Genomic DNA, 23,268 nt, shown 5'->3' with positions numbered 1-23,268 from the left:
GCTCAGGCGGCGTCAACCGCCGGATATCTCTCCACCATGTGATTGTCGAACGCCGCACCCATCGCCTCGGTCGAGGGGGACAGCCCGGTGAACAGCTCGAACGCGTCGGCGGCCTGGTAGATCGCGAGCTCGCGCCCGAGCAGAACCTGAGCGCCCCTCGCCCTGGCGGCTTTGAGAAGCGGCGTCCACAACGGCGAATAGACGGCGTCGGCGACCCAGAGGTCGGCGCGCAGCAGATGCTCCGGCACCGGCGTACCGCGGTTCGGCAGCATCCCGATCGGCGTGCCGTTGACGACGCCGACCGCACCCTGCAAGGCCTCATCAACGCTGTCGACAACCGTCACCTTCGTACCGGCCGGCAGCAGACTCGCCAGCCTCTCGGTACGCACCCGCTCGGTGTCGAAAATCCGCAAGCCAGCAACGTTCAGGTTCGCAAGTGCGAAGGCGATCGCCTTGCCGACACCACCCGCCCCGATCAGTGCGACGACGCCGCGTCCGCTCTGGCCGACGAACGGCGCGACAGCGCGCTCGAAGCCGGTTGTATCGGTGTTGTGGCCGATCAGCCGGCCGTCGCGGACGACGACGGTATTGACGGCCCCCATCGCCGCCGCCTTCGGCGCGAGCTCGTCGAGCAGTTCGACCACGGCTTCCTTGTAGGGATAGGTCACGTTGACGCCGGCAAAGCCGAGCCGGCGCACGCCCTCGAGCAGCGACGCCAGTCCCGCGCGGTCGGCGCCGGCAACCTCGATCAACTGATAGTGGCAGCGCACGCCGAGAACCGCCGCTGCGTGTTCGTGCATGGCGGGAGACGCCGAATGCGCGATGGGCGCGCCGATCAAGCCGGTCAGGAATTTGCGGGATTTGAGCGCGGAAAGATCAGCCACGTTCGCTTCAATCTCTGCTGCCGCCTCGCGCGATCGCCGCACGAGCGATGAATGTCGCTGCGGACGATAGCGCGTCTGTCCGCTAACACAATTACCCAAATATCCGCCGAACCTAACATCATGTTATCTTTTGCCGGCGACCTTCACGGACTTCGCCGCCGGCGGGCGGCCCGGCTCCAGAGCGCGCATCTCGGCGCGCAGGCAATCGATGAAGTGCTCGGCTGAGAGCGACAGCGGCGTGCCGCGCTTGACGGCGATGTAGGTGTCGAAGCGCGTCGGCTCGGCGATCTTGATCAGCTCGATGCCGGGATAGCCGCCATGGGCCACCGTAAACTGATCGATGACGGCGATGCCCAGCCCTGCCTTCACCAGTGCGCAGACAGTGGTGCCGAAGCGCGCCTTGATCGAGATGTTGTAGCTGAGTTTGTTGCGCGCGAAGATCTCCGCCATGATGCGGCCGTAAGGGTCGTTCGGATCGATGCCGATCAGCGGATAGCGCGTCATCTCCGCAGCCGAGACCTGCTTGCGACCGGCGAGTTCATGGCCGGGCGGGACGATGCAGAACAATTCGCCCGACGCGAGAGGCAGGAATTCGAGCGCGGAATGATCGAGACGATAGCTCATCGCAACGCACTCGCCCTTGCCCAGCATCAGATAGTCGATCGCCTCCTCGATCTTGAGGATGTTGATGTCGATGCCGAGGTCGGGATACCGGCGGCGGACGCGCTCGATCGCGCGCGGCACCATCACCTGGGAAATGCTGGGCACCGAGCCGATGCGCAACTCCGACAGCGCGCCGCGGCCGATGTTGGAAATGATGTAGCTGAGGTCGTCGACCTTCTCGTAGACGCTGTTGATCTGCTCGAAGATGTTCTGGGCTTCAGGCGTTGGGAAGTAGCGGCCGTTCTGGCGCTGGAAGAAGCGGATGCCGAGCGAGCGCTCGGTGTACTTCACGAGACGGCTGACGCCGGGCGCCGAGACCTTCAGCAGCCGCGCCGCGCCGTTGATGGTGCCCGTCACCATGACCGCGCGGATGACCTCGACCTGGCGCAACGTCATCATCGGCGCGGTCCTTCCCCGACGCGCCCGAACGTCATGGGCTGCCCGGCGGCGTCAGCACGACCGGGGGACGGGGCACGGGCCGTGGGCGCGGCGGCAGCGCGCCCGGCGCAGGCTTGATTTCGACCGGCGGCGGCAAGGGCGCGACCTGTGGCTGGCTCGCCGCCACCGGCGCAGCCGGTGGCGGCGGCGCAGCGGCGGGAGCCGACAGCGGCGCATTGAGCGGCGGCACGGCCGCACGCGGACCACCGAGCTTGGCGCGCGGATCGCGGCGCGGATCACGCCCGGGCAGCGGCACGTCAGCTGTGCCGGGCACGGCCGCATTGGCATCGGGACCGCCCGGCAGCGACGCCGTCGACGACGGATAGGCCGGCGGCACCTCGCCGCGCGCGATCGCATCGAGGCGTCGCGTCTCGCGATCGATGGCGCGGACCGCAAGCCAGGACGACAGCGACGTCACGTCAACGGCCCGCGTCAGCGCGTCGGGCGTGCCGACCACGAACAACTGCAGCTCCGGGCGGCTGTTAGCGTTGCCGACAGTGTTCGAGCTCAGGCTGGCGCGAATGTCGGCCTGGTCGGCTGGAATGTCGAAGCCTCCCGAGACGATCGCGCGCGCGCCCTGTGCTTCCAGCGTCGTGGCGCCGACACGCACGCGGCCATCGCGAATGATGAAGGGGATCTGCGCCGATGCGACCGGCAGGCTGCCGGATGTCAGCACCGGCTCGACCACCTGCCGAAGCTTGCCGTCATCGCTTACCTGTCCGGCGTCGGCCGCGCGCAAGGCGACGTCGAACACGCGCGGATCGAGATTCGGAATCGACGCATTGTCCAGCGTCACGGTGCCATTGCCCGAGAGCGCGTTCACCAGCCCCTGTACGCTGCGCCCTTCGGCGGCAAGCGTCATCTGCGCTGAAACCTTGCCCGCCGGCATCTTGAGGCTGCGATAGCGCAGTGCGCCGCCATCAACGCCGGCGAGTTCGACACGGCCGTTCAGGACGAGGCCGTTGGCATTCGGCCGCGCCTCGACGGTCGCCGTCAGTTCGCCGCCGCCGAGCTTGCCCTTGAGGTTCTCGATGGTGAGCGACTGGCCGTCGCTCTTGATCGCGCCGCCGAGCGGACGCAGATCGATCCCACTCATGACCGCGCCACTCAGCGACTGGAACGAGACGCGGCCGCGCCACCCTTTCGAGAGGCCGGCTCCCAGCGGCTCAGCCTGCTCGCGCCCGGCCGCGCCGATCAGCACCGAAAAGACCTGGGGAACATCGAGCGCGTCCAGCCCGAGCTCGCCTTCGATCTGCTTGTCGTCGTCGAGATTCACCGCCACCCGGCCGCGCACCCGCGAGCCGCCGACCGTGCTGTCGATATCGTCGAGCGTCGCCCGGCTGCCGGAGAGTCCAAGCCGCCCGAACAGGCGGATGTTCTGCGCGGCCGTATCCTGCGGCTTCAGTCCAAGCAGCGGAGCCAGATTGGCGGCACGCAGGCGGAGATTGACATTGGCCTTGGTGGCATCGCCCCAGGGATCGACAGTGCCCTGCGCATCGCCATCGAGTCCCGCACCGGAGAGCTTGGCCGTCACCCGCAGCGGCGTCCGCCAGCTGCCGGCCACGCTGGATTGAAACTCGGCGGGACCATTGCCAACGGCTGCAACGCGATCCAGGCCGAGCAGCGCCAGCACGACATTGCCCTGCTCGGCAGAGACCCTGCTCTCGATGCCGAGCTCGGTGCGGTCGATGGCGTCGACCTCGAAGCTGCGCAGCGCGGCTGCCGACGGCTTGGCCGTCAACGTGGCCGAGCCCTTCAGCTGCGGCGCATCGAGATCGAGCACAGCCTTGGCCTGGCTGCGGTCGGCATTGGCGGGATCCTTGGCGAGGTCCAGCGTCAGCTTCAGCCGCGCCGCGCCGGCAGGCGTGCCCAGCGCATCGAATCGCGCGGCGATCTGCGGCGCGAAGGGCTGCACCAGTGCCGTGATCTCCTTGAGCGATCCGGCCATTGAGGTCACGGCAAGCCGCCCGGTGGCGTCGGCGCGATCGAAGCGGCCGGAGCCTTCGCTCGTCACGCCGCCGCTCTGGCCGAACTTGAGCTGGTCGACCGCAATCGTCTTCGGATCGTAGGAGAAGCGTGCCGTCAGCGGACGCAGTTCCTGGCCGCTGAGCTTGGCGCGGCCGACATCCAGCGCGACGCTGGCCTCGGCGGGCCACTCGCCGGTGACGCCGACCAGCGAACGCGTCACCGCCATGGCTGCATCGAGATCGAGCCTGTCGCCTTTCAGCACCGCCTCGAAACGCGAGCCGGCGCCGGTCGAGCGGTTGAGCAGCGCAACGCGGCCATCGACGGAGCCGCCATCGATGTCCGCCTTGAGGCTGGTGATCGCGACCCGGTCCGGCGCCACGTTGAGGTCGCCGCGCAGGCGCAGCGGGCGCTGGGTGCGGTAGCTGCCGTCGCTACGGCCCTGCAACCAGGCCACCAGCGTATCGGGCTCCGAGGAGTCGAGATCGAGCGCGCCGGTGAAGCCCGCCGTCACGGCGGTCGAAATGCCGATGGTTCGGAAGGTCAGGCGTGTCGAGCCCGGCGCACGCAGATCGACCTTCTCGAGGCTCCAGGCTGTCGGCTCGTTGTGCAGGTCGGCGGTGAAATTCTGCACCGGACGCCCCGAGAGCATGATCTGCTCGGTCGAGAACTGCACGTTGGCCGGCATCGGCAGGGTCGGCAGCTGGGCGATCCAATTGCGCAGCGCCGGCAGCACCAGCGCTGGCGCGATGGCTCGCCTGTCCTTGACCTCGTCACCGCCGGCGAGAAGCTTGTCCGCGTCGAGCTGACGTGCGGAGAGCGATGCCTTCAGCGTCGGGGTGGCGCCGAAACGGATGTCGCCATTGCCGGCGAATTTCAACGAGCGATCCTCCTGGCCGAAGCTGACCTCGATCTGGTCGAGCTTGGCCGCTGCCTGGTCGCCGACGATCTTGGTGGCGATGCGCCACGGCGTGGCGACGGCTTGGCTCGCGGTTCCGGACGGCTTGGCGGACGGCTCTTTCGCGGCCTGATCCCTGGCCGGCTTGTCCTTGCCCTCACCCTGCTCCTTCGGCGGCGACGACAAGGTCAGCGCGCCCTCGAACCTGGGCGAGCGGTTCGGGAAGCTGATCAGCCCTTCGATATCGGCCACGACCGGGCGCTCGCCGGGATCGATGTTGAGATGGACGCGCAGGCCGTTGGAATCCTTGTCCTGGCTCGACGACACCCGGAATGGATAGCGGCCGCCGCGGATCGACACCGCGCCGTCGCCGCGCAGCGAGCCGGCGAGCGAGCGGACGTCGCCGGAGAAGACGATATCGGTGAGCTCCAGCGTCGAGCGGCTGGTCGCGTCATGCAGAGCGACGCGGCCGGTCAGGTTGAAGCGGTCGATCGCGAGCGCGGCGAGATTAAACCGGCCCGAGGCGGCCGGAAGATCGAGCTGGCCCTTGGCGTCGAGGCCGAGATCGGCGGCCATGCCGCCGATGGTCAGCTCGTTCGCCCGCCACTCGCCGCGCATGAGGTCGCCGAGGCTGAATTCGACATCGAGCTTGTCGGCGCGCAGCTTGCCCAGATGGTTGGCGCCGCCGAAGGTGACCTGGCGCAGCCGCAGGGTCGGCGTCGGCAACAGCCGTGCGTCCAGCGCACCGGCGACCCGCACGGGCACGCCAATGATCTTGCCCGCCTCGGCCTCGAACTGCGGCCGGAACTGGTTCCAGTCGACGAAGTACGGGCCGATCAGCGCAGCAAGGAGCGCAAGGATGAAGGCAATCGCCAAACCGAGCAGGGTCGTCTGCACGGGGTCTCCCTCAAAGGACAACGCTCCGGCGTCCCAAACGCGTCATCCCGTGCGACCGCAGCCCCACAGGCATCGAGACCGGAGCTCTGCATCATATAGGATTAAGTATGGCGAAGTCACAGCGCTGTCGTGCTTTCCGGGGGCGTTGCACAACTCCGTTAACAGAGATGGTTACCAATGTGCAGGCAGCCGCTTGAGGCCGCGCAGCACGAAGGTCGGCCGCCACTCAGGATTGTCGGGATCGTCCAGCTTCAACTCCGGCAGCCGCCGCAGCAGGGTTCCGATCGCGACCTCGGCCTCGATACGGGCGAGCTGCGCCCCCAGGCAATGGTGGATGCCGCCGCCGAACGACAGTGGCTTCACATTCGCCCTGGTGATATCGAGCTGCTCCGGATGGTCCGGATAAACGGCTGGATCGCGATTGGCCGAGCCGAGCAGACACAGCACGGTCTCGCCCGCCGGGATCCGGCGGCCGCCGAGATCCTCGATATCCTCGAGCGCGACCCGCCCGGTCAGCTGCACCGAAGAATCGTAGCGCAGGAACTCCTCGATCGCGTTGGTCATCAGCTCGGGGCGGGCCTTCAACAGCGCCAGCTGATCGGGATTGCGATACAGCGCCAGCAGGCCATTGCCGATCAGATTGACCGTGGTCTCATGCCCCGCGCCGAACAGCAGGATGATGTTGGCGGTGAGTTCCTCGTGCGAGAGCTTGGCGCCGTCCTCCTCCGCCTGCAGCAGCTGCGTCGTCAGGTCGTCGCCGGGCTGCTTGCGGCGCAGCTCGAACAGATGCTGGAAATACGCCCGGGAGACCGCATTGCCGGCATTGCCCTCGGCGATCTCCGCCTTCGACAGCGGCACCGGCTCGAGCAGCCGCCCGCCCTCGCGCGAGCTCTTGTAGAACGCCTCGCGATGCTCCTCGGGAATGCCGAGCATGTCGCAGATCACCGTCACCGGCAGCTTGAAGGCGAAGTCCTCGATCAGGTCCATCCGGCCGTGCGGGATGATCTCGTCGAGCGTGGAATCGACGATCGCCTGGATGCGCGGCCGCATGTCCTCGACGCGGCGCGCCGTGAAGGCCTTCACCACGAGGCCGCGCAACCGTGTGTGATCCGGCGGATCCTGCTGCAGCATCCAATGACTCATGCTGCGGAAGATCGGCTCGTTCATGATGTCAGGGCCGTAGCGGCGGATCGAGCGCGCGACGAAGTCCTTGCCGAAGCGCTTGTCGCGCAGCACGAGGCTCGACTCCGCGTGCCGGCTGGCCAGGAACGAGCCGAACGGCGTCACATGCACCGGATCATTGTCACGGAGCTGCTGATAGAACGGATAGGGATTGCGGATGAACTCCGGCGACAGCGGGTTGAACAGCGGCGCGGCCGTGGCAGCCTGGACATGCTCGTTCATGGGGTCCCTTTCCCAGAAGTTTGCCTATTGGTTCACGGCCGCAGCATCATGGCAAGTCAGCCAGTTCACACATCATGCCGCAGCTTCCGCCGGCGTCTTCAACCTATGTAACTGTCCGGCGACGACGCGCACCCGGCGCGGCGCCGCGATCCAGATCGCGGCCGCCGAAACAAACGCGCCGGCGAAGGCGATCGCAAAGCCCGGCGTATAGCTGCCCGTGACATCATACAGCACGCCGGTGACCCAGGGGCCCGCGGCACCGCCGCACAGCCCGATCAGCATCAGCGTTCCAAAAATGCTGCCGAAATGTGCGCCCTGGAAGATCTCCAGCGCGACCGCGCCCATCACCGAGGTCAGGCCGTAGCCGAGCGCACCTTGGGTTGCCACCATCACGTAGATCAGCAGCAGCGACGGCGACGCCTTGAGCGCGATCAGGGCGGCGAAGCAGATCGCGAAGCCGAGACAGCCGAGCCCCCACACCGCCTCGCGACCGAGCCGGTCCGAGAGATGTCCGAGCGCGATCTGGCCGGGAATGCCGAGCAGGCTGACCGCGCCGAGCGCCCACACCGCGACGCTCGAGCTGAAACCGATCTCGAGCAGGTATTTCGTCTGATGCACCTGGACGGCGTACCAGACGTAGAGCCCGAAGAAGTAGCCGAGCGCGAGCCACCAGAATCGCGTCGTATGCAGCGCGCGCGACAACGTCCAGTCGATGCCGGCCCAGGCGGCGTCGACGATGTTCGAAACGGGTTTGGCGGCGCTGGCGAGCGGCGCGGCGTCACCATCGGGACGCAAGCCCATTTCCTCCGGCTTCTTGCGCAGCAGCAGATTGATCGGCGCAAGCACGACCAGCACGACGATGCCCATCGCGGTACAGGCGGTGCGCCAATTGGTCTGCGCGATCATGTGCTGCACCCAGGGCAGCAGGGTCATCGAGCCGATGCCGACGCCGGCGAACGCAATGCCGATGGCCAGCCCGCGGCGGCGGATGAACCAGTTCGGCAGGAACAACGACTGGCCGGAATAGCCGAGGCAGACGCTGCCGGCGCCGACCATCACGCCGATGGTGAGGTAGAGATGCCAAGGCTGCGAGGTCAGCGGCGCCAACAGCAGGCCGCCGGCCATCAGCGCTACGCCGAGTTCCATCACCGCACGCGGCCCGGTGCGGTCCATCAGCCGTCCGATCAGCGGACTGACGATGCCCGACGCCACGAAGCCGAAGGAGAAGGCGCCGGCGGTGACGCCGCGGTCCCAGCCGAATTCGGCGAGGATGGGCGGATAGAACAGCGAGAACGCGGTGCGCGCATTGACCCCGATGGCCATCGTCACGAAGGTCACGGCGACGATGACCCAGCCATAATAGAACGGCAGGCGCATTGTTGTTGTTTTCACTCCCTGGTGCAACCTTCGCATCATTTGCCTGCGAACGGGTCAAGGATTTTCTGCGCAGGCCGCGACGGTGTCAGTTACCTCCGACGTCATGTGTGCGGTGCACCGTCCTCATGATCGGTGTCGTCCCGGCCTCCGCGCCGGGACCCATACCGCGTGATCTCGCGGTGAGAAAAGACTGATCGTCCCGCGTGCCCCAAACACCACCCTGTGGTCCTGGCTCAAGGCCGGGACGACACCGAATGTGTGGCGCGCTGCGTGGGTCATGGCTGCACGCTCCTCGCGGCGCCGGCGGCGTCCGAGCTCTGCCAATGGATCGCCCTCGAAAGTAGAAGGGCGCAGGGAAGGCCGGGCGCTGGCCGCGCCCGTGGCCCGCCAGCGAAAGAAAATGCTGGCGGCAGGTACCACAGGTCTGGCCGAGAACGCCCGGCCCTCCCTGCGCGATGGTCTTCACGCTTATACGCAGTCTGCCTGGTGCGCCGGGCTTGTTGGCCACCATTCGCGACAATGCTTACGCATTGCGCGGGACACCAGCGTCGGGGTGTCAGCACGCTGCGACTTCACGTCCGCAAGAGACTCGTTCGTCCGCACATCCGTAAGGACATGCTGCGAGCTCTCGCGGCCACCGCTCCCCGCCTCGCGTGTCGTGACGATCGCGCGCAACGCCCCTTCATGATGAGGCGGGATGCGCGAGAGGATCGTGGTGATTTGCCCGACGACGCAAGGGAAATCAGCTGCGACATAGTAACCCGACGGGCAACACGATCATGAACTACACAGGCGTTCACTTAGGAGCGGCGGCAACTGTGGTCGAATTTTTTCCATCTCCACCGCTGTCATGCTCCGCGAAGGCGGAGCATCCAGTACTCCGCAGCAGACGACATTGAATCGTGACGTCACGGCGTACTGGATCGTCCGCCTTCGCGGACGATGACACCTGTGTTTGATTGTCCATTGTCCGTCTCACATGGACGAGGAATTCGGATAGCGCAGCCTAAGCCGCGGCCTTCGCCTGATCTGCGCCATGGAACGCATACACGTCCATACGCAGCACGCCGTAGTTCGCGCTGTTGTGCAGGCGCTCGACGCGGGCGTTCTCTCCGGCGGCGCCCAGCGCGGCGAACAGCGGCAGGAAGTGCTCGTCGGTCGGGTGGTTGTCGCGGGCATGCGGCGCGAGGGCACGGTAGTTGACGAGGTCGTCGATGCGGCCTTCGATCGCGGCGCTGTGCACCCAGTCGGCGAAATCGATCACCCAGGACGGCGCGGGATCGTCGATGTCGGGACGGCGCTTGCGGAACTCGCCGAGATTGTGGGTGAAGCTGCCGCTGCCGATGATCAGCACGCCCTCGTCGCGCAGCGGCGCCAGCGCGCGGCCGAGCGCGAGGTGATGCGCCGGCCCCTGCTCGGTCTGGATCGACAGCTGCACGACGGGAATGTCGGCCTGCGGATACATCAGCAGCAGCGGCACCCAGGCGCCGTGATCGAGCCCGCGCTCGCGATCGACGCCGACGGAAAGGCCGGCGGCCTGCAGGCGCGCGGCCACGGCGAGCGCAAGGTCGGGCGCGCCCGGCGCGGGATAGCGTAGCTGATAGAGTTCGCGCGGGAAGCCGTAGAAATCGTAGATCGTCTCGTTCTCGGCGACGACGTTGACGGCGGGGATGTCGGTCTCCCAATGCGCCGAGATCACGAGGATGGCCTTTGGCCGCGGCAGGCTGTTGCCGAGGCCGGAGAGGAAGTCACGCGCCGCCGACGCCGTCAGCGGTAGCATCGGCGAACCGTGCGACAGGAAAATGCTGGGCAGGGTCATGTGATCGCTCCTCGTTCGGTTGGTATCTCAGGTCGTGCCTCACCCACAACCGTCGTCCCGGCCTCGAGCCGGGACCCATACCGCGTGATCTCAGCTTGAGGCAGGCTGGATGTCGACCAGCGTGCTCAACTCAGTCCGGCCAGTGGTTATGGATCCCGGCGTTCGCCGGGATGACACCGAGATTGTAGCGGCAGTGAACCGCGGCTGACGATCAGTGCGCGCTACGCAACTGGCCGCCGGCAAGAGTGCCGCGCAGCGCGCCCAGCGCATAGGCGCCGTCGCCGAGCAGGGCCTGGATCACTAGGGTGACGGCCCAGAACGCCGGATACTCCCAGCCGCCCTTCGGGTTGCTGAAGAAGAAGCCGGCCGAGCCGTGAACGGTGAAGATGGCGCCGAGCAGGATCGGCACCGCGGCCAAGGCCACCCAGCGGGTGTAGACGCCGAGGATCAGGGCGATGGCGGCAAGGATCTCGGCCGTGATGGTGAAATAGGCGAGCTCGGGCGGCAGGCCGATGCTGCCGAAGAACTTCGCGGTGCCGGCCGGGCTGAATACGAACAGCTTCAGACCGGCATGGGCCAGGAACAGGCCGCCGAGCGTGAGGCGGAGCAGAAGGGCGGCATAGGGCGCGGTGCGGGAATCGATCATGTCGGGCTCCGGATGGATTTCGCCGAGACATAGATCATTCCCCCGGAGACGACAATCTCGTCACCAGGAAAGACAGCTCAAACCAGCAATGTGAAATTAGGTATCAAATAACCGGCAGAGAGGCTGAGTGCAGGCATGTCGAGGCCGGCATTCAACCTTAGAGACACGGCGCCGACACAGCTCCGGAAACCGGACGCGGGTGTCGGCGCCGCCAGATCAGAACCGGTAGCTCGCGCCGGCGCGGATCAAATGCAGTTCGTTCTTGAAGTCGGCGCGATTGCCGTCGCGGTTGAACAGCGTCACGCTGCCGTAGTCGGTGTAGACATATTCACCGCGTCCGACCCAGTTGTTGGTGAAGGCGTATTCCACGCCGACGCCTGTCGTCAGACCGGCCTTCACCTGATTCTCCCACACCACCTGCTCGCCGGCATTGCGGCCCTTCTGAATGGTGTTGGTCAGGTCGGCGATGCCGACGCCGAGCGTGCCGAACACCAGCAGGCGGTCGAACGCATAGCCGGCGCGCGCGCGTGCCGAGCCGAACATGCCGTATTTGGCGTAGGAGGTATCGTTGTCGAAGATGTCGTTGCTCTGCGAGGCGGTGGACCTGCCGAGATCGACCTCCGCGCCGATCACGAAGTTCCTGGCGAACTGATAGTTGTATCCGCCATACAGACCGAAGGCCAAGCCGTCGGCGCCCTGCTCCGAATGGCCGTGATTGTTGTTGCGGTAGAAGTCGACGGTCCAGACGCCATGCGCGCCGCCGGCGAATGCACCGGCATAGAAGCCGGTCCAATTGTAGTACGGAGCATTGTAGACCGCGACGGGCCGCTGGGCTCTGAAATCTCCTGCCTGCGCTGCCGTGCCGGCAAGCAGAACGCCACAGGCGGCAACGGCGAGATTGTACACTGCTTTCATCAACCCATCCTTACTAACTCATGACACATGGAAGCGAGCGCGTCCCCAGAAGGCGCTGGCGTGCGGCGGAAACTGAAAGCGAAGTCGGGCACCAAATTGACCCGCTTTGGGTCGAGGCGTGATCAAATGCGGTATTGTTCGGGACCGGAGCGTGGCGCGGAAGCCGATACCGGCGAGAACCCGGACTTGCTGCGACATCTTTTCACTTGCAGTGCGATGACGCGAAGGCAGCGTGACTGATTCGACCATCTTCATGACGGACTGCCGCACCAGATTGGCGAGAGGCCCCGCCTCCGCTCCCGCCTGCAGAGTGACGATTCCCTGCCTGGCGAGAGTCTGCTAGCGAAACACCTCACACCGTGCGAGTGAGGCTGAATGCTTGACCGTCTGACCGGGCTGGAAGTGATGTCGCGGATCGCGAGCTCCGGCAGCCTGTCCGCAGCCGCACGCGCGCTGGGCATGTCGCAGACGATGGTCACGAAGCATCTCGCGGCCCTCGAGGCCCGGCTCGGCACCAAGCTCTTCCATCGCACGACCCGGCGGCTGACCATCACCGAGGCCGGCCGGCGCTATCTCGATCTTGCCGAGCGCGTGCTCGGCGATTTCGAGGCGGCCGAGAGTGCGATCGCGGCCGACCGGGTCGAGCCGCGCGGCTTGCTGCGTCTCAACGTTCCGCTGGCCTTCGGCACCCGGCAGATCGCCCCGCTGCTGGCCCGGTTTTCAAAGCTCTATCCCGGCGTCACGGTCGAGCTCGGCCTCAACGATCGGCTGGTCGACCTGATCGAAGAAGGCTGGGATCTTGCGATCCGGATCGGCACGTTGAAGGATTCGACGCTGGTGGCGCGACGGCTCGCACCATGCCGGATGATGGTTTGCGCCGCGCCGTCCTACCTCGCCACACGCGGCACGCCTCGCACCACGGCTGATCTCGCCGAGCACAACTGCCTCGGCTATACGCTGGCGGCTGCGGGTCCGTCGCGCTGGCGGATGGGCGGCAAGGCGGCGGTCGATGTGACCGTCGGCGGCAATCTGCGCGCCAACAATGGCGATGCGCTGCTCGCCGCGGCGCTGGCCGGGCAAGGCGTGATCTATCAGCCGACCTTCATCGTCGGTGACGAGTTGCGTGCAGGACGGCTGGTGGCGATCCATCTCGATGTGCCGCCTTCCGATCTGCTGGCAGTGCACGCGGTCTATCTGCCGGACCGCACGCCCTCGGCCAAGGTACGCGCCTTCATCGACTACCTCGCCGCAGCCTTCGCGCCGGAGCCGCCCTGGGACCGCGACATTGCCTGAGCCGACAGCCAGCTTCCGCGCGGTGCGTACGGAGACTTCGACATGACCGAGCAACCACGCCACGACGACGAGCATCATTGGCCGATGTTGCGCTCCCTGCAAAGCTGGCGAATCAGCGCGCTGCCCTCCGATCTCGCCGCGGGCCTGACGCTCGCCGCGATCGCGATCCCCGAACAGATGGCGACCGCCAAGCTCGGCGGCTTCACGCCGGAGACCGGGTTCTTCGCGTTCATCGCGGGCTCGCTGGGCTTCGCATTGTTCGGCGCGAACCGTTTCCTGTCCTGCGGCGCAGATTCCACGATCACGCCGATCTTCGCCGGCGGCCTCGCGCTGCTCGCGGCGAGCGGTACCCCGGAATATGGCGGCCTGGCCGCAGCATTGGCGCTGCTGGTCGGCGTGATGCTGGTGCTGGCTGGCGGCTTCAGGCTCGGCGGCATCGCCAATTTGCTGTCGGTGCCGGTCACGGTCGGATTTCTCGCCGGCATCGCCGTGCACATCATCGTCTCGCAATTGCCGGGCGTGCTGGGGTTGCCGTCGCCGAGCGGACCGACGCTGGTTCGGATCGCGACGCTGGTGGAAGAGCTCGGCAAGGCCAATCCCTCCACGGTCCTGATCGGCTTCGGCGTGCTCGCGACGGTGATGCTCTGCGAGCGGATCAGCGCCCGCATTCCCGGCGCCCTGATTGCGCTCACGGCCTCGACCTCCTTCGTGATCGCGGCCGGTCTGGACGCGCGCGGCGTACCGGTCATCGGCCCCCTTTCCGGCAAGATTCCGATGCCGTCGGTGCCGCTGATCGGACCCGAGCAATGGGCCAAGCTGGTGCCGCTGGCCTTCCTGATCGCCGTCGTCGTGATGATGCAGACGGCGGCCACCACGCGCTCGTTCCCCTCCGGGCCGGATCATCCTGCCGAGGTCGATCGCGACTTTCTGGGCGCTGGCGTCGGCAGCCTGCTCGCCGGATTGTTCGGTGCGTTTCCGGTCAACGCCAGCCCGCCGCGCACCGGCATCGTGGTCGAGACCGGCGGACGCTCGCAGGTCGCAGGCCTGCTCGCGGCCGCGATCGTGCTCCTGCTGGTGCTGTTCGGGGCGCGGCTGCTGGCGCATGTGCCGGAGGCTGCGCTCGCCGGCATCCTGCTGTTCGTCGCGCTGCGCATCATCCGCGTGACGCAGATCGCCAGCGTCTACCGTGCCTCCAAGGGCGAGTTCCTGCTGATCGTCGCCACCGCCTTCGCGATCATCGCCCTGCCGATCGAGCAGGGCGTCACGCTCGGCATTTCGCTGTCGCTGCTGCACGGCATCTGGAGCACGACGCGCGCGCACCTCATCAGCTTCGAGCGCGTGCCGGAGACGACGATCTGGTGGCCGGCGCATCCGCAGATCAAGGGCGAGGAGCTGTCCGACGTCGCCGTGGTCGGCTTCCAGGCCCCGCTCAGCTTCCTCAATGCCGCAACGTTCCGCGCCGACCTGCAGCACCTGCTGCAGAGCCGGAAGCCCCGGATCGTGGTGTTCGAGGCCAGCGCGATCGTCGAGATCGACTTCACGGCGGCGCAGGCGCTGCGGGAGGTGATCAGGATGTGCAACGAAAGCGGCATCGTCTTCGCCGTGGCGCGACTGGAATCGCTGCGGGCCCAGGCGGCGTTCGAGCGCTTCGGCCTCTACGACGTGCTGCCGCGGGATCGCGTGTTCCACAGCGTGGATCACGCACTGCAGAAGCTGCAGGGGGCATGAGCCGAGCGGGATCGGCAGCGCGTGATACAAATCGTTACGAAGCGCAACTCGGCACGACACATCCCGGCAAAGTTCAGCGGCGACAAGTCCTCCCTTCATGACGCCCGGCCCGTCGGCCGCGGCACACGAGAAGGATCATCATTCATGCGCAAGCTGCTGCCATTGCTGTTCATCGTCGGGTCGATTGCCACCGCACAGGCACAGGACACGACGGCCGTCCGTCAGGCCTGCGGTGACGAGGTGCGCACGCTCTGCGCCGGCATCATGCCCGGCGGCGGGCGCATCAAGCAGTGCATGATCGAGAAATTCGACCAGCTGTCCGATGCCTGCAGGAGCGCGGTGAAGGACGCGAAGGCGCAGAAGAGCGGCAAATGATGCCGCGTCCGGCGGACGCACTTCAAAGGATGTCAGCCACCGTTCATGTTCCTTGAGGCAAATACACTGTCGCCGACGCACGGCAGCGATTAGGATCGCCGCAATGCGTCGACTGATCAGCAGGCTTGCACCGCCTGATCAGCTCCGCACCCGCCACTATGGTATCGGGAAGAGGTTTCGCGACGTCGAAAAAATTGCGAAACCAAAACGCGTCCGACGACGTCTAACGACTGGACTGATTCGAAACCAACCGAGAGGACCGCACTGCAATGCGCAATCTGTTCACCTCCGCCCTGCTCGCCGCGACCGTCATGCTTGGCGGATCGGCCGCCCAGGCCTTCACTCTGCCGGGCCAGCCTTCGGCTCCGGAGATCAACGTCGAGAGCGTTGCCGGCGGCTGCGGACCCGGCTGGTTCCGTGACCGGTTCGGCCGATGCCGCCCGGCCCCGCGCGTGTACGCCCCCGGTTACGGTTACGGCCCGGGCTATGTCTACGCCCCGCGCACGTGCTTCGTGCGTCCGACCCCGTGGGGACCGCGCCGCGTCTGCCGCTGAGCGTTCAAAACGGAACAGAACAGCGCCGCCGCGTTCCGAACGCGGCGGCGCTTTCCATTTGGAGCCTTGTCAGGTCGGTGTGAGATCCGAGCCATCACCGCGAGCCCGCAAGGCGCGGCAGCGGCCCGGATCAGCTCAGGCCGGATCAACTCGCCGGAATGATCTTGCCGGGGTTGAAGATGTTCTGCGGATCGAGCGCCTGCTTCACGGCGCGCATCGCGTCCAGCGCCTCCTGGCCGAGCTCAGACTTCAGGTATTTCTGCTTGCCCTGGCCGATGCCGTGCTCGCCGGTGCAGGTGCCGCCCATCGCCTGGGCGCGCTCCACCAGCAGATGCATGAACTCCTCGCCGCGTGCCATCTCGTCGGCATCGTCGACATCGCACATCAGCGAGCAGTGGAAATTGCCGTCGCCGACATGGCCGACGATCGGCGACGTCAGGCGGAGGCGCGCGAGATCCTCCTCGGTCTCGCCGACGCAATCGGCGAGACGCGAGATCGGCACGCAGACGTCGGTGGCGACGACGCCGACGCCGGGCCGGATCGCCTTCACCGACCAATAGGCATCATGACGCGCCTGCCACAGCTTGGTGCGATCCTCCGGCTTGGTGGTCCAGGCGAAGTCGCCGCCGCCGCACTCCGCGGCGATCTCGGCGAAGTTCTTCGACTGCTCGGCCACCTCGGCCTCGCTGCCATGAAACTCCAGCAGCAGCAGCGGCGTCTCCGGCAGGGTCAGCTTCGAATAGGCGTTGCAGGCCTTCACCTGCGCGGCATTGAGCAGCTCGATGCGGGCGACGGGAATGCCGGTCTGGATGGCGAGGATCGTCGCCTGGCAGGCGCCGCGCACCGTCTCGAACGAGCATGACGCCGCAGCGATGGTCTCGGGAATGCCGCGCAGGCGGATGGTCATCTCGCAGATGATGCCGAGCGTGCCTTCGGCGCCGATGAACAGATGCGTCAGGTCGTAGCCGGCGGCGGACTTCTTGGCGCGGGTGCCGGTCTTGATGATCTCGCCGTCGCCGCGCACGACCTTCAGCGCCAGCACGTTCTCGCGGATGGTGCCGTAGCGCACCGCATTGGTGCCGGAGGCACGCGTCGAGGCCATGCCGCCGAGCGAGGCGTCGGCGCCGGGATCGATCGGGAAGAACAGGCCCTGGTCGCGCAGATATTCGTTGAGGGTCTTGCGGGTGATGCCGGGCTGGATCACGCAGTCGAGATCCTCGGCATGCACCTCCAGCACCTTGTTCATGTCGCGCATGTCGATGCAGATGCCGCCCGCGGGCGCGTTGACCTGGCCCTCCAGCGAGGTGCCGGTGCCGAACGGAATGATCGGCACGCCCAGAGGCGCACAGATGCGGACGACGTCCTGGATGTCGGCGGTCTCCTGCGCCAGCACCACGCCATCCGGCGGCTGCGTCGGCAGCCAGGTCGTGGTATGGCCATGCTGCTCGCGCACGGCCTGCGAGGTGATGAGCTTGTTGCCGAAGCGGGCGGCGAGCGCGTCGAGCGCGCTCTTGAGCGCCTCCGGCGCGGGCCGCTTCAGGTCGTGATGAGGGATCGTCGTCGCCACTTTAGTCCTCCGGAAGTTGGGCGGACCGTGGCAAAGGACGCAACAAGGGTCAAGGGAGCAAACGGAAGAGCCGATGAGCGATAATGCAGTGCCCACACAAGCAACGCCCACAAGGTCCGCCGCGAGCGGGCCGTTCCTCTCATCGATCATGCAGATCGAGCCGCAATGGATCGATTACAACGGCCATCTCAACATGGCCTATTACAACGTGATGTTCGACCGTGCGATCGACCAGATCTGGGCCGAGCTCGGCATCGGCCCGGCCTATATGAAGGAGCGCCACGGCTCGACCTTCACGGCGGAATGCCATGTGAGGTATCTGCGCGAGATCCATCTGGGCGATCCCGTTGTGGTCGCGGTCTGGCTGATCGCCGCCGACGAGAAGCGGCTGCATACGTTCGAGGAGCTGCGCCACGCCGACGAAGGCTGGATCTCCGCGACGTCCGAGAACATGTCGGTGCACATCGACATGACCAAGCGCAAGGTCGCGCCGTTCCCGCCGGATATCCAAGACAATATCGGCCGCGTGCTGCAGGCCCATGCCGCGCTGCCGCGCCCCGATGGCCTTGGCCGCGCGATCGGCATGCCGCGGCGCTGACGGCACATCGATCAGCGGGCGCGCGACAGCACGTCGGCAGCGGTCAGCGCAGACATCGGCGGATCGGCGCTGACGATGCGCGCGAAGCTCGCGAACAGGCTGCCGGAGACGAGATGGCGCGCGGCGGTCTCGATCACGCGGGAGGCGCCGGCGAGCGCGGCGGCCTTTGGATCCGGCTGGGGGTCAGCCGGCTTGGGATCGTCCGGCTTGGGGGCGTCCGGCTTCGACCGGCTGCGCCACATCTGCATCTGGGTGATCGCCATGCGCAGGCTCGGCGTCAGCAGCGGCGGGCCCTGCGTCGCGCTCTTCACGAAATACGAGAAGGCCTCCTCTTGAGCCTTCGGATCGATGGGACGGCCCTCGGCGCGCCGCAACAGCGTCTCCGCCCACAGGATGCTGCCGTCGGGCAGCCACGGAAACCAGCTCGCCAGATTGCGTGGCCAGTCCTTGAGGACGTCGAGATTGCCGGAGCGGAGCAGCAGACTCATGGCAATGGCGGCGGCCACCGGCGACTCCACCTTGCGGACCACGATATCAAGAAGATCATCGAGCCCGCGGATCTTGAGGCCGGCGGCCGCCAGATCGGAGAAGGCCTCGATGCGCTGCAGCTCCCAGAGCGGACGCCAGAACATCTTGCTGGCGGTATCGTCGCCCCTGGGCTCGCCGAGGCGGGCGCTGAACTGCTCGACCGCCCAGTCCCGGCCACTGCGGCTGAAGCCGACATCGAGGCGCACGGGCATCGCCAGCGCAGCATCGCGCGGGATCGCGACGCCGAACGACACATCGCCCATGCCGGCGACGCCGAACCACACGACCTGCCCTTTCCCGGGCGGGATCTCGACGTCGATCCACGAGGTCAGGCTGTCGCCGACCTCGTTGCTGCGCCCCTGGGTCAGCTTGAACTCCTGCGCACTCAGCCGCGCGCCGCTCCAGGCGTCGCGGATCGACAGCGCATTCAGGAACGGTCCGGTCACGCTCTCATGGCCGAGAATGTCGTGCATGGTGCGAAAGTCGAGCAGGTCACCTCCGCCACCGCCGGGCGCCGCGTCGATGCCGGCCCTGAACGTCTTGAAGCGGCGCAGCATTGTATCGGCGCGCTTGCTGACGATGCTGTCGAGCGCGAGCTCGTCGAGCTTGATCTCGGGCGTCCATGCGATCTCCGGCGCCGGGCCGCCGCCGGACGAGCCTGGTCCCTCGGAGTCGGGCGGTGCCGAATCCGGCGGGGCCGCTTCCGGCGGCTCCGGCGCCAGCCCCACCATGACGACGGCGGGCGCGCGCTCGGCCACGATCATTGCGCCGTCATAGGGAATGCCGGACGGCTCCACCGGCTGGATCTTCGCCGCGGTGTGGGCCGCGAGCAGCTCGCGGACGCGGTTCTTGACGTGGCTCTCCAGGCTCGCGAACACCAGCCGCCACGGCGTGCCATGCGTGTCGTAGGGAACGAATTCGGGCGGCGCGCCCTGCAGGGCCTCGAGCAGCGCGCGGCCGAAGATGGTGGCATCCTCTCCCGGCACCTGGAATGATTGCAGCCCCGAGCGCGTCGATTGCAGGCTGATGACGGCGTCCGGGCTCTTCGACAGATAGGGCTGCGGCTTCAGGATCTCGTCGCCGATGATGTTGAGCGTCATCGCCAGCGCCGGCGCGTTGCGGCAGGCGTCGACGAAGAACAGCGCGCGGTCGATCCCCGACGTCTTCACCGCGCGCGCCACCGCCTCGATCGCGACCGCGCGGGCTTCGCTGCCGGCGGCGTTGGGGTCGAGGATGTCGGCGGCAAGCAGTGCGGGCGAGGCGAGATGCTCGACGCCGTGGCCGGAGAAGAAGAAGAACGCGGTATTCTCGTCGCCGGTACGGCCCTTGTAGATGGCGTCGCGCCACGCCTCGATCGCGCCGCGCAGCACGGCGAAATCCGGCCGCGCGAAATGACCATTGGTGAGACGGTTGATCTCGGCCATCTCGCCGGCCGAGGGCGCCAGCAGCAGGCGGCACGAGGCCACCGGCGCGCCGGCGACCCGGCCGGCCTTGCTGAACCAGTCGAACATCCGTGCCGCCGTCACCGCGCTCAGCGCCAGCTGGCCGAGGCCGCCGGAATTGGGCGCGCGCTCCCTGGCGCTGCCGCCGGACAGATAGGGATAGTCGCTGACCCCGACGATCAACGCGTGACTCCCGGATCTGGGCTTGTCGGCGGCGGTCCACAGTCCTTTGGTATCGGTGTCGGCGATCAGCGTCACGGCACGGACTCCTCGAGGCAGGTCAGAGACGGGTTGCGAGCTCCTGGAAGAAGCTCGGCCGTGCCAAATAGCCGGTATGGGCGAACGCGAGGCCGTAGCCGGTCGAATAGTCGCGATCGACGACGCCCTTGAACACCGGCGCCATGACGAAGCCGAACAGATCGTTGCCATCGTAGTAGTTGGTCCAGCCGCGCACTGCAGCCGGCCGCGACAATTGGTCGGGCGCGCGCAGATCGGGCTGTCCCTTGAACAGCCCGAGCTCGGCAAACAGCGACACCTGCGAGCCGCAGCTGAACCAATGGTCGATCTCGAGGCCCGCGAGCGCCGGGTCCTGCCGGGCAAAATAAGTGACGGCGTCGTACAGCAGCTGGCCGCCCATCGAATGGGTCAGGACGACGATCTTCTCGCCGGTCTGCTGCTTGCGCTGATGCGCGCGCTTCAGCGCCGCCAGCACGCGGCGCGGAATCTCGCCGGGCTGGCCGCCCTGCTCGCGCCGGTCCAGATAGGAGAAGACGTCGCCGACGAAATTGGCGACGAAGGCATTGATCGTGGGGCGCAGCTCCGCCGCCACGGTGGACAGCGCATCGCCGGGGAGCGCGGCCGCGCGGCGCAGCACCTCGCCGGCCCATTCGGTCCAGTCGGACCAGCCGCCCATGCCGACCAGGGCGTCGCCGGCGAGCTCGTTGTCGACCGCGGCGAGCAGCGCCTGCGCGCGCGCATCTTCGCTCTGCTCCTGGGCCACGATCGCATCCCACCGCGCCGCGACGTCGGCTGCAGCAGCGGCAAGTCCTGCAGCGCGCGGCTCGTCGGCGATCGGATCGACATAGCCCGCCGGCTGCTGGCTGCGCCGCGCGCGCGTTCGCACCGCGAGATAGAAATCGGCGAGGAAGTCGGCGCGCTTGTCGGTCGGAACCGACGACAGTGGCGGCGTCACAGACGCGCCGCCGGCCACGGCGGGCCCACCCAGCACAGGACCGTCATCGACGGCAGGCGCCGGCTCGAACGCGCCCGTCCCGGCCTCGCGCAGCTGGCCGAGCGACTCGAAGCCTGCAGTGCCACCCTGGCCCAGCAGCGCCGTGCGCGGCCGCGAGGCGAGCTTCCAGCGAAAGTCGGAGGCCAGATCGCCCCAATAGACCGGCTCGTATTGCGCGGCATTGGGCTCGGACACCTTGGCGCCGAGCCAGCGCAGGAAGGGCTTCTGGAGTTCGACGCCATGCTCGGGCGAGCGGACGTTCACACCGTGAATATAGATGATCGTCATTGAAATCTCCCTCGCAACCAGAGGCAGTATAGCGAGGGAAGCAAACTTCAAAAAGACGCAACGCGATCTAGTCGGCCGCAGCGGTGTCGCGCACCCAATCCGGCAGCCGGTCGAACCAGGGCTGCGCCTGCTCGAGCTGGCGGGCGAGCTGCAGCAGCCGGGCCTCGTCGCCGAGGCGGCCGACGAACTGCACGCCGAGCGGCAGGCCATCGCGCGTCCAATGCAGCGGCACGCTCATTGCCGGCGTGCCCGTGAGATTGGCTAGCTGCGTGAACGGGACATATTGCAGGCTGTCGCGGGCGATCTTGTCGATCATGCCGTCGAGCGCGCCCCAGCGCGTCAACAGCCCGAGCAGGCCGATGCGATCGAGCATGTCGAGCAGCGTCTGCTCGGCGGTGCTCGGATCGCCCTCGCCGTGCCGGATCGGAGGGTGCGCGAGCGTCGGCGTCAACAGCAGATCGTAGCGGGCGTGGAAACGGGCGAGCGCGCGGGCGAACCCGTTCCATTTGAGCAGCTGCGTCGTCAGCGCGCCGGCCGAGATCGCGCCGCCGAGCGTCGACAGCACCCGCGTCAGCAGCTCGAACTCCTCGCGCCGGGCGCCCTTGCCGCGCGCGTCGGCCACCAGCGCCGCGACCTGGCCGAAATAGATGTGCAGGAACGACGTCGCGAGCGCGGCGCCATCGATGTCGGGCGTGGCCTCCTCGACCTCGTGACCGAGGCCCTGCAACAGCTTCACGGCGTTCTCGACCGCAAGCCTCGCTTCGGCATGCACCTCCGTACCGATCGGAGAGGCCGCCATGTAGCCGATGCGGAGGCGGCCGGGATCGCGCGCGACCGCGTTCGCATAGACCACGCCGGGCTCGGCCACCAGGAACGGATCGCCGGGCTCGCTGCCCGTGATGACGTCCAGCGCCGACGCCGTGTCGCGTACGCTGCGCGACAGCACGCCCTCGCTGGAGGCCCCGAACCAGTACTCTCCGAAGCCCGGTCCCGACGACACCAGGCCGCGCGAGGGCTTCAGCCCGAACAGGCCGCAGCAGGCGGCGGGAATACGGATCGAGCCGCCGCCGTCATTGCCGGCGGCCATCGGCACGACGCCGGAGGCAACAGCCGCGGCGGCGCCGCCGCTGGAGCCGCCCGGCGTATGCGCCGCATTCCAGGGATTGCTGACGCGGCCGAAGGCAAGCGAGTCCGACACGCCCTTGAGCGCGAGCTCCGGAAGGTTGGTCTTGCCGAAGATGACGAAGCCGGCGTCGAGATAGCGCCGCACCACATGGGCATGCTCGCTCGCCACGATGCCCGACAGCGCCTTGCTGCCATAGGCCGTCGGAAGACCTGCATAGTCCTGCGCGCAGTCCTTGATCAGGAACGGCACACCAGTGAAAGGGCCATCCGCGAGCTTGGCCAGTTGCGCCCGCGCCTCGCGCTCCATCAGCTTGCAAAGGGCGTTGGTCTTGGACTGCGCACGCTCGCTCTGCTTCAAGGCGAGCTGCAGCAGCTCGGAGGCAGTCGTCTCGCCGGAGCGGACGGCCTCAGCCAGCGCGACCGCATCACGCTGCAGATAGTCCTGAACGTTCACAATCCCCTCCCCGCGGCGACTGCCACTGGCCGTCATGGTAGCTGATTCTGGCTGCAACAGCGGCGCAGTCGCACTGATCAAGGCAAAATCGCGCCGCAAAGGCCATGAGCATGGCGACATGATGGCGAAGATCGGCGGATATGATGGCCGTACTACGCGCACTCGTCTCGAATTTAGTT

General features: G+C 67.2%; 17 protein-coding genes. 5 read left to right on the top strand and 12 right to left on the bottom strand.

Annotation, left to right across the window (positions count from 1 at the left end; genetic code table 11):
- Positions 1-2 precede the first annotated feature (2 nt).
- The 8 genes from HL666_RS02265 to HL666_RS02230 form a co-directional block, all read right to left on the bottom strand.
- On the bottom strand, positions 3-884 hold the full coding sequence (locus HL666_RS02265) for a shikimate dehydrogenase (RefSeq protein ID WP_172131730.1): 882 nt from the start codon (positions 882-884) through the stop codon (positions 3-5).
- Between the two features lie 123 nt (positions 885-1,007).
- Entirely contained in the window at positions 1,008-1,946 is a 939-nt protein-coding gene (locus HL666_RS02260) for a LysR family transcriptional regulator (RefSeq protein ID WP_172110991.1), read from the bottom strand.
- A 31-nt stretch (positions 1,947-1,977) separates the two neighbouring features.
- On the bottom strand, positions 1,978-5,745 hold the full coding sequence (locus tag HL666_RS02255; protein ID WP_172179662.1) for an AsmA family protein: 3,768 nt from the start codon (positions 5,743-5,745) through the stop codon (positions 1,978-1,980).
- Positions 5,746-5,916: 171 nt separating this feature from the next.
- Complete coding sequence (locus HL666_RS02250; protein WP_172110993.1) at positions 5,917-7,149, bottom strand: cytochrome P450; 1,233 nt, start codon at positions 7,147-7,149, stop codon at positions 5,917-5,919.
- A gap of 72 nt (positions 7,150-7,221) precedes the next feature.
- Entirely contained in the window at positions 7,222-8,526 is a 1,305-nt protein-coding gene (locus HL666_RS02245; protein WP_172131728.1) for an MFS transporter, read from the bottom strand.
- 1,006 nt (positions 8,527-9,532) lie between these two features.
- The gene (locus HL666_RS02240; protein ID WP_172131727.1) at positions 9,533-10,345 is read right to left on the bottom strand and encodes a DODA-type extradiol aromatic ring-opening family dioxygenase; all 813 of its coding nucleotides are present in this window, start codon (positions 10,343-10,345) and stop codon (positions 9,533-9,535) included.
- 211 nt (positions 10,346-10,556) lie between these two features.
- Positions 10,557-10,991, bottom strand: coding sequence for a DoxX family protein (locus tag HL666_RS02235; RefSeq protein WP_172131726.1), 435 nt, complete (start codon positions 10,989-10,991; stop codon positions 10,557-10,559).
- Positions 10,992-11,207: 216 nt separating this feature from the next.
- Entirely contained in the window at positions 11,208-11,906 is a 699-nt protein-coding gene (locus tag HL666_RS02230; RefSeq protein ID WP_172110997.1) for an outer membrane protein, read from the bottom strand.
- 375 nt (positions 11,907-12,281) lie between these two features.
- Between HL666_RS02230 and HL666_RS02225 the strand changes: the two genes are divergently transcribed.
- From HL666_RS02225 to HL666_RS02210, 4 genes are all read left to right on the top strand, one after another.
- A complete protein-coding gene (locus HL666_RS02225) occupies positions 12,282-13,199 on the top strand; it encodes a LysR family transcriptional regulator (protein ID WP_172179660.1) in 918 nt (305 codons plus the stop codon).
- Between the two features lie 42 nt (positions 13,200-13,241).
- Positions 13,242-14,927 carry a SulP family inorganic anion transporter gene (locus HL666_RS02220; protein ID WP_172179658.1) on the top strand — a complete coding sequence of 562 codons (1,686 nt, stop codon included), beginning with the start codon at positions 13,242-13,244 and terminating at the stop codon, positions 14,925-14,927.
- Between the two features lie 144 nt (positions 14,928-15,071).
- On the top strand, positions 15,072-15,302 hold the full coding sequence (locus HL666_RS02215) for a hypothetical protein (RefSeq protein ID WP_172179656.1): 231 nt from the start codon (positions 15,072-15,074) through the stop codon (positions 15,300-15,302).
- A 269-nt stretch (positions 15,303-15,571) separates the two neighbouring features.
- Positions 15,572-15,856, top strand: a complete 285-nt coding sequence (locus HL666_RS02210) for a GCG_CRPN prefix-to-repeats domain-containing protein (protein WP_172131722.1) — start codon at positions 15,572-15,574, stop codon at positions 15,854-15,856.
- Positions 15,857-16,001: 145 nt separating this feature from the next.
- On the opposite strand, the gene HL666_RS02205 is transcribed toward HL666_RS02210, so the two are convergent.
- A complete protein-coding gene (locus HL666_RS02205; RefSeq protein WP_172111002.1) occupies positions 16,002-17,423 on the bottom strand; it encodes an FAD-binding oxidoreductase in 1,422 nt (473 codons plus the stop codon).
- 73 nt (positions 17,424-17,496) lie between these two features.
- Here HL666_RS02205 and HL666_RS02200 point away from each other — a divergent pair, with 73 nt between their 5' ends.
- Positions 17,497-18,021 carry a thioesterase family protein gene (locus tag HL666_RS02200; RefSeq protein WP_172111003.1) on the top strand — a complete coding sequence of 175 codons (525 nt, stop codon included), beginning with the start codon at positions 17,497-17,499 and terminating at the stop codon, positions 18,019-18,021.
- 11 nt (positions 18,022-18,032) lie between these two features.
- Here the strand turns inward: HL666_RS02200 and HL666_RS02195 are convergent, their stop codons facing one another.
- The 3 genes from HL666_RS02195 to HL666_RS02185 form a co-directional block, all read right to left on the bottom strand.
- On the bottom strand, positions 18,033-20,249 hold the full coding sequence (locus HL666_RS02195; protein ID WP_172179654.1) for a caspase family protein: 2,217 nt from the start codon (positions 20,247-20,249) through the stop codon (positions 18,033-18,035).
- A 22-nt stretch (positions 20,250-20,271) separates the two neighbouring features.
- On the bottom strand, positions 20,272-21,510 hold the full coding sequence (locus HL666_RS02190; RefSeq protein WP_172179652.1) for a hypothetical protein: 1,239 nt from the start codon (positions 21,508-21,510) through the stop codon (positions 20,272-20,274).
- Positions 21,511-21,577: 67 nt separating this feature from the next.
- On the bottom strand, positions 21,578-23,089 hold the full coding sequence (locus tag HL666_RS02185) for an amidase (protein WP_172179650.1): 1,512 nt from the start codon (positions 23,087-23,089) through the stop codon (positions 21,578-21,580).
- Positions 23,090-23,268 lie beyond the last annotated feature (179 nt).

Source organism: Bradyrhizobium aeschynomenes (assembly GCF_013178945.1).
In the GTDB taxonomy this organism is placed as follows: domain Bacteria; phylum Pseudomonadota; class Alphaproteobacteria; order Rhizobiales; family Xanthobacteraceae; genus Bradyrhizobium; species Bradyrhizobium aeschynomenes.
The sequence above is the reverse complement of the archived record's forward strand: the minus strand, read 5'-3'. Positions and strand labels throughout refer to the sequence as shown.

Coding starts and splice junctions, on each gene's coding strand:
- HL666_RS02260 (WP_172110991.1), bottom strand. CDS start 1,946: ATGATGACGTTGCGCCAGGTCGAGGTCATCCGCGCGGTCATGGTGACG.
- HL666_RS02250 (WP_172110993.1), bottom strand. CDS start 7,149: ATGAACGAGCATGTCCAGGCTGCCACGGCCGCGCCGCTGTTCAACCCG.
- HL666_RS02245 (WP_172131728.1), bottom strand. CDS start 8,526: ATGCGCCTGCCGTTCTATTATGGCTGGGTCATCGTCGCCGTGACCTTC.
- HL666_RS02240 (WP_172131727.1), bottom strand. CDS start 10,345: ATGACCCTGCCCAGCATTTTCCTGTCGCACGGTTCGCCGATGCTACCG.
- HL666_RS02235 (WP_172131726.1), bottom strand. CDS start 10,991: ATGATCGATTCCCGCACCGCGCCCTATGCCGCCCTTCTGCTCCGCCTC.
- HL666_RS02230 (WP_172110997.1), bottom strand. CDS start 11,906: ATGAAAGCAGTGTACAATCTCGCCGTTGCCGCCTGTGGCGTTCTGCTT.
- HL666_RS02225 (WP_172179660.1), top strand. CDS start 12,282: ATGCTTGACCGTCTGACCGGGCTGGAAGTGATGTCGCGGATCGCGAGC.
- HL666_RS02220 (WP_172179658.1), top strand. CDS start 13,242: ATGACCGAGCAACCACGCCACGACGACGAGCATCATTGGCCGATGTTG.
- HL666_RS02215 (WP_172179656.1), top strand. CDS start 15,072: ATGCGCAAGCTGCTGCCATTGCTGTTCATCGTCGGGTCGATTGCCACC.
- HL666_RS02210 (WP_172131722.1), top strand. CDS start 15,572: ATGCGCAATCTGTTCACCTCCGCCCTGCTCGCCGCGACCGTCATGCTT.
- HL666_RS02200 (WP_172111003.1), top strand. CDS start 17,497: ATGAGCGATAATGCAGTGCCCACACAAGCAACGCCCACAAGGTCCGCC.
- HL666_RS02190 (WP_172179652.1), bottom strand. CDS start 21,510: ATGACGATCATCTATATTCACGGTGTGAACGTCCGCTCGCCCGAGCAT.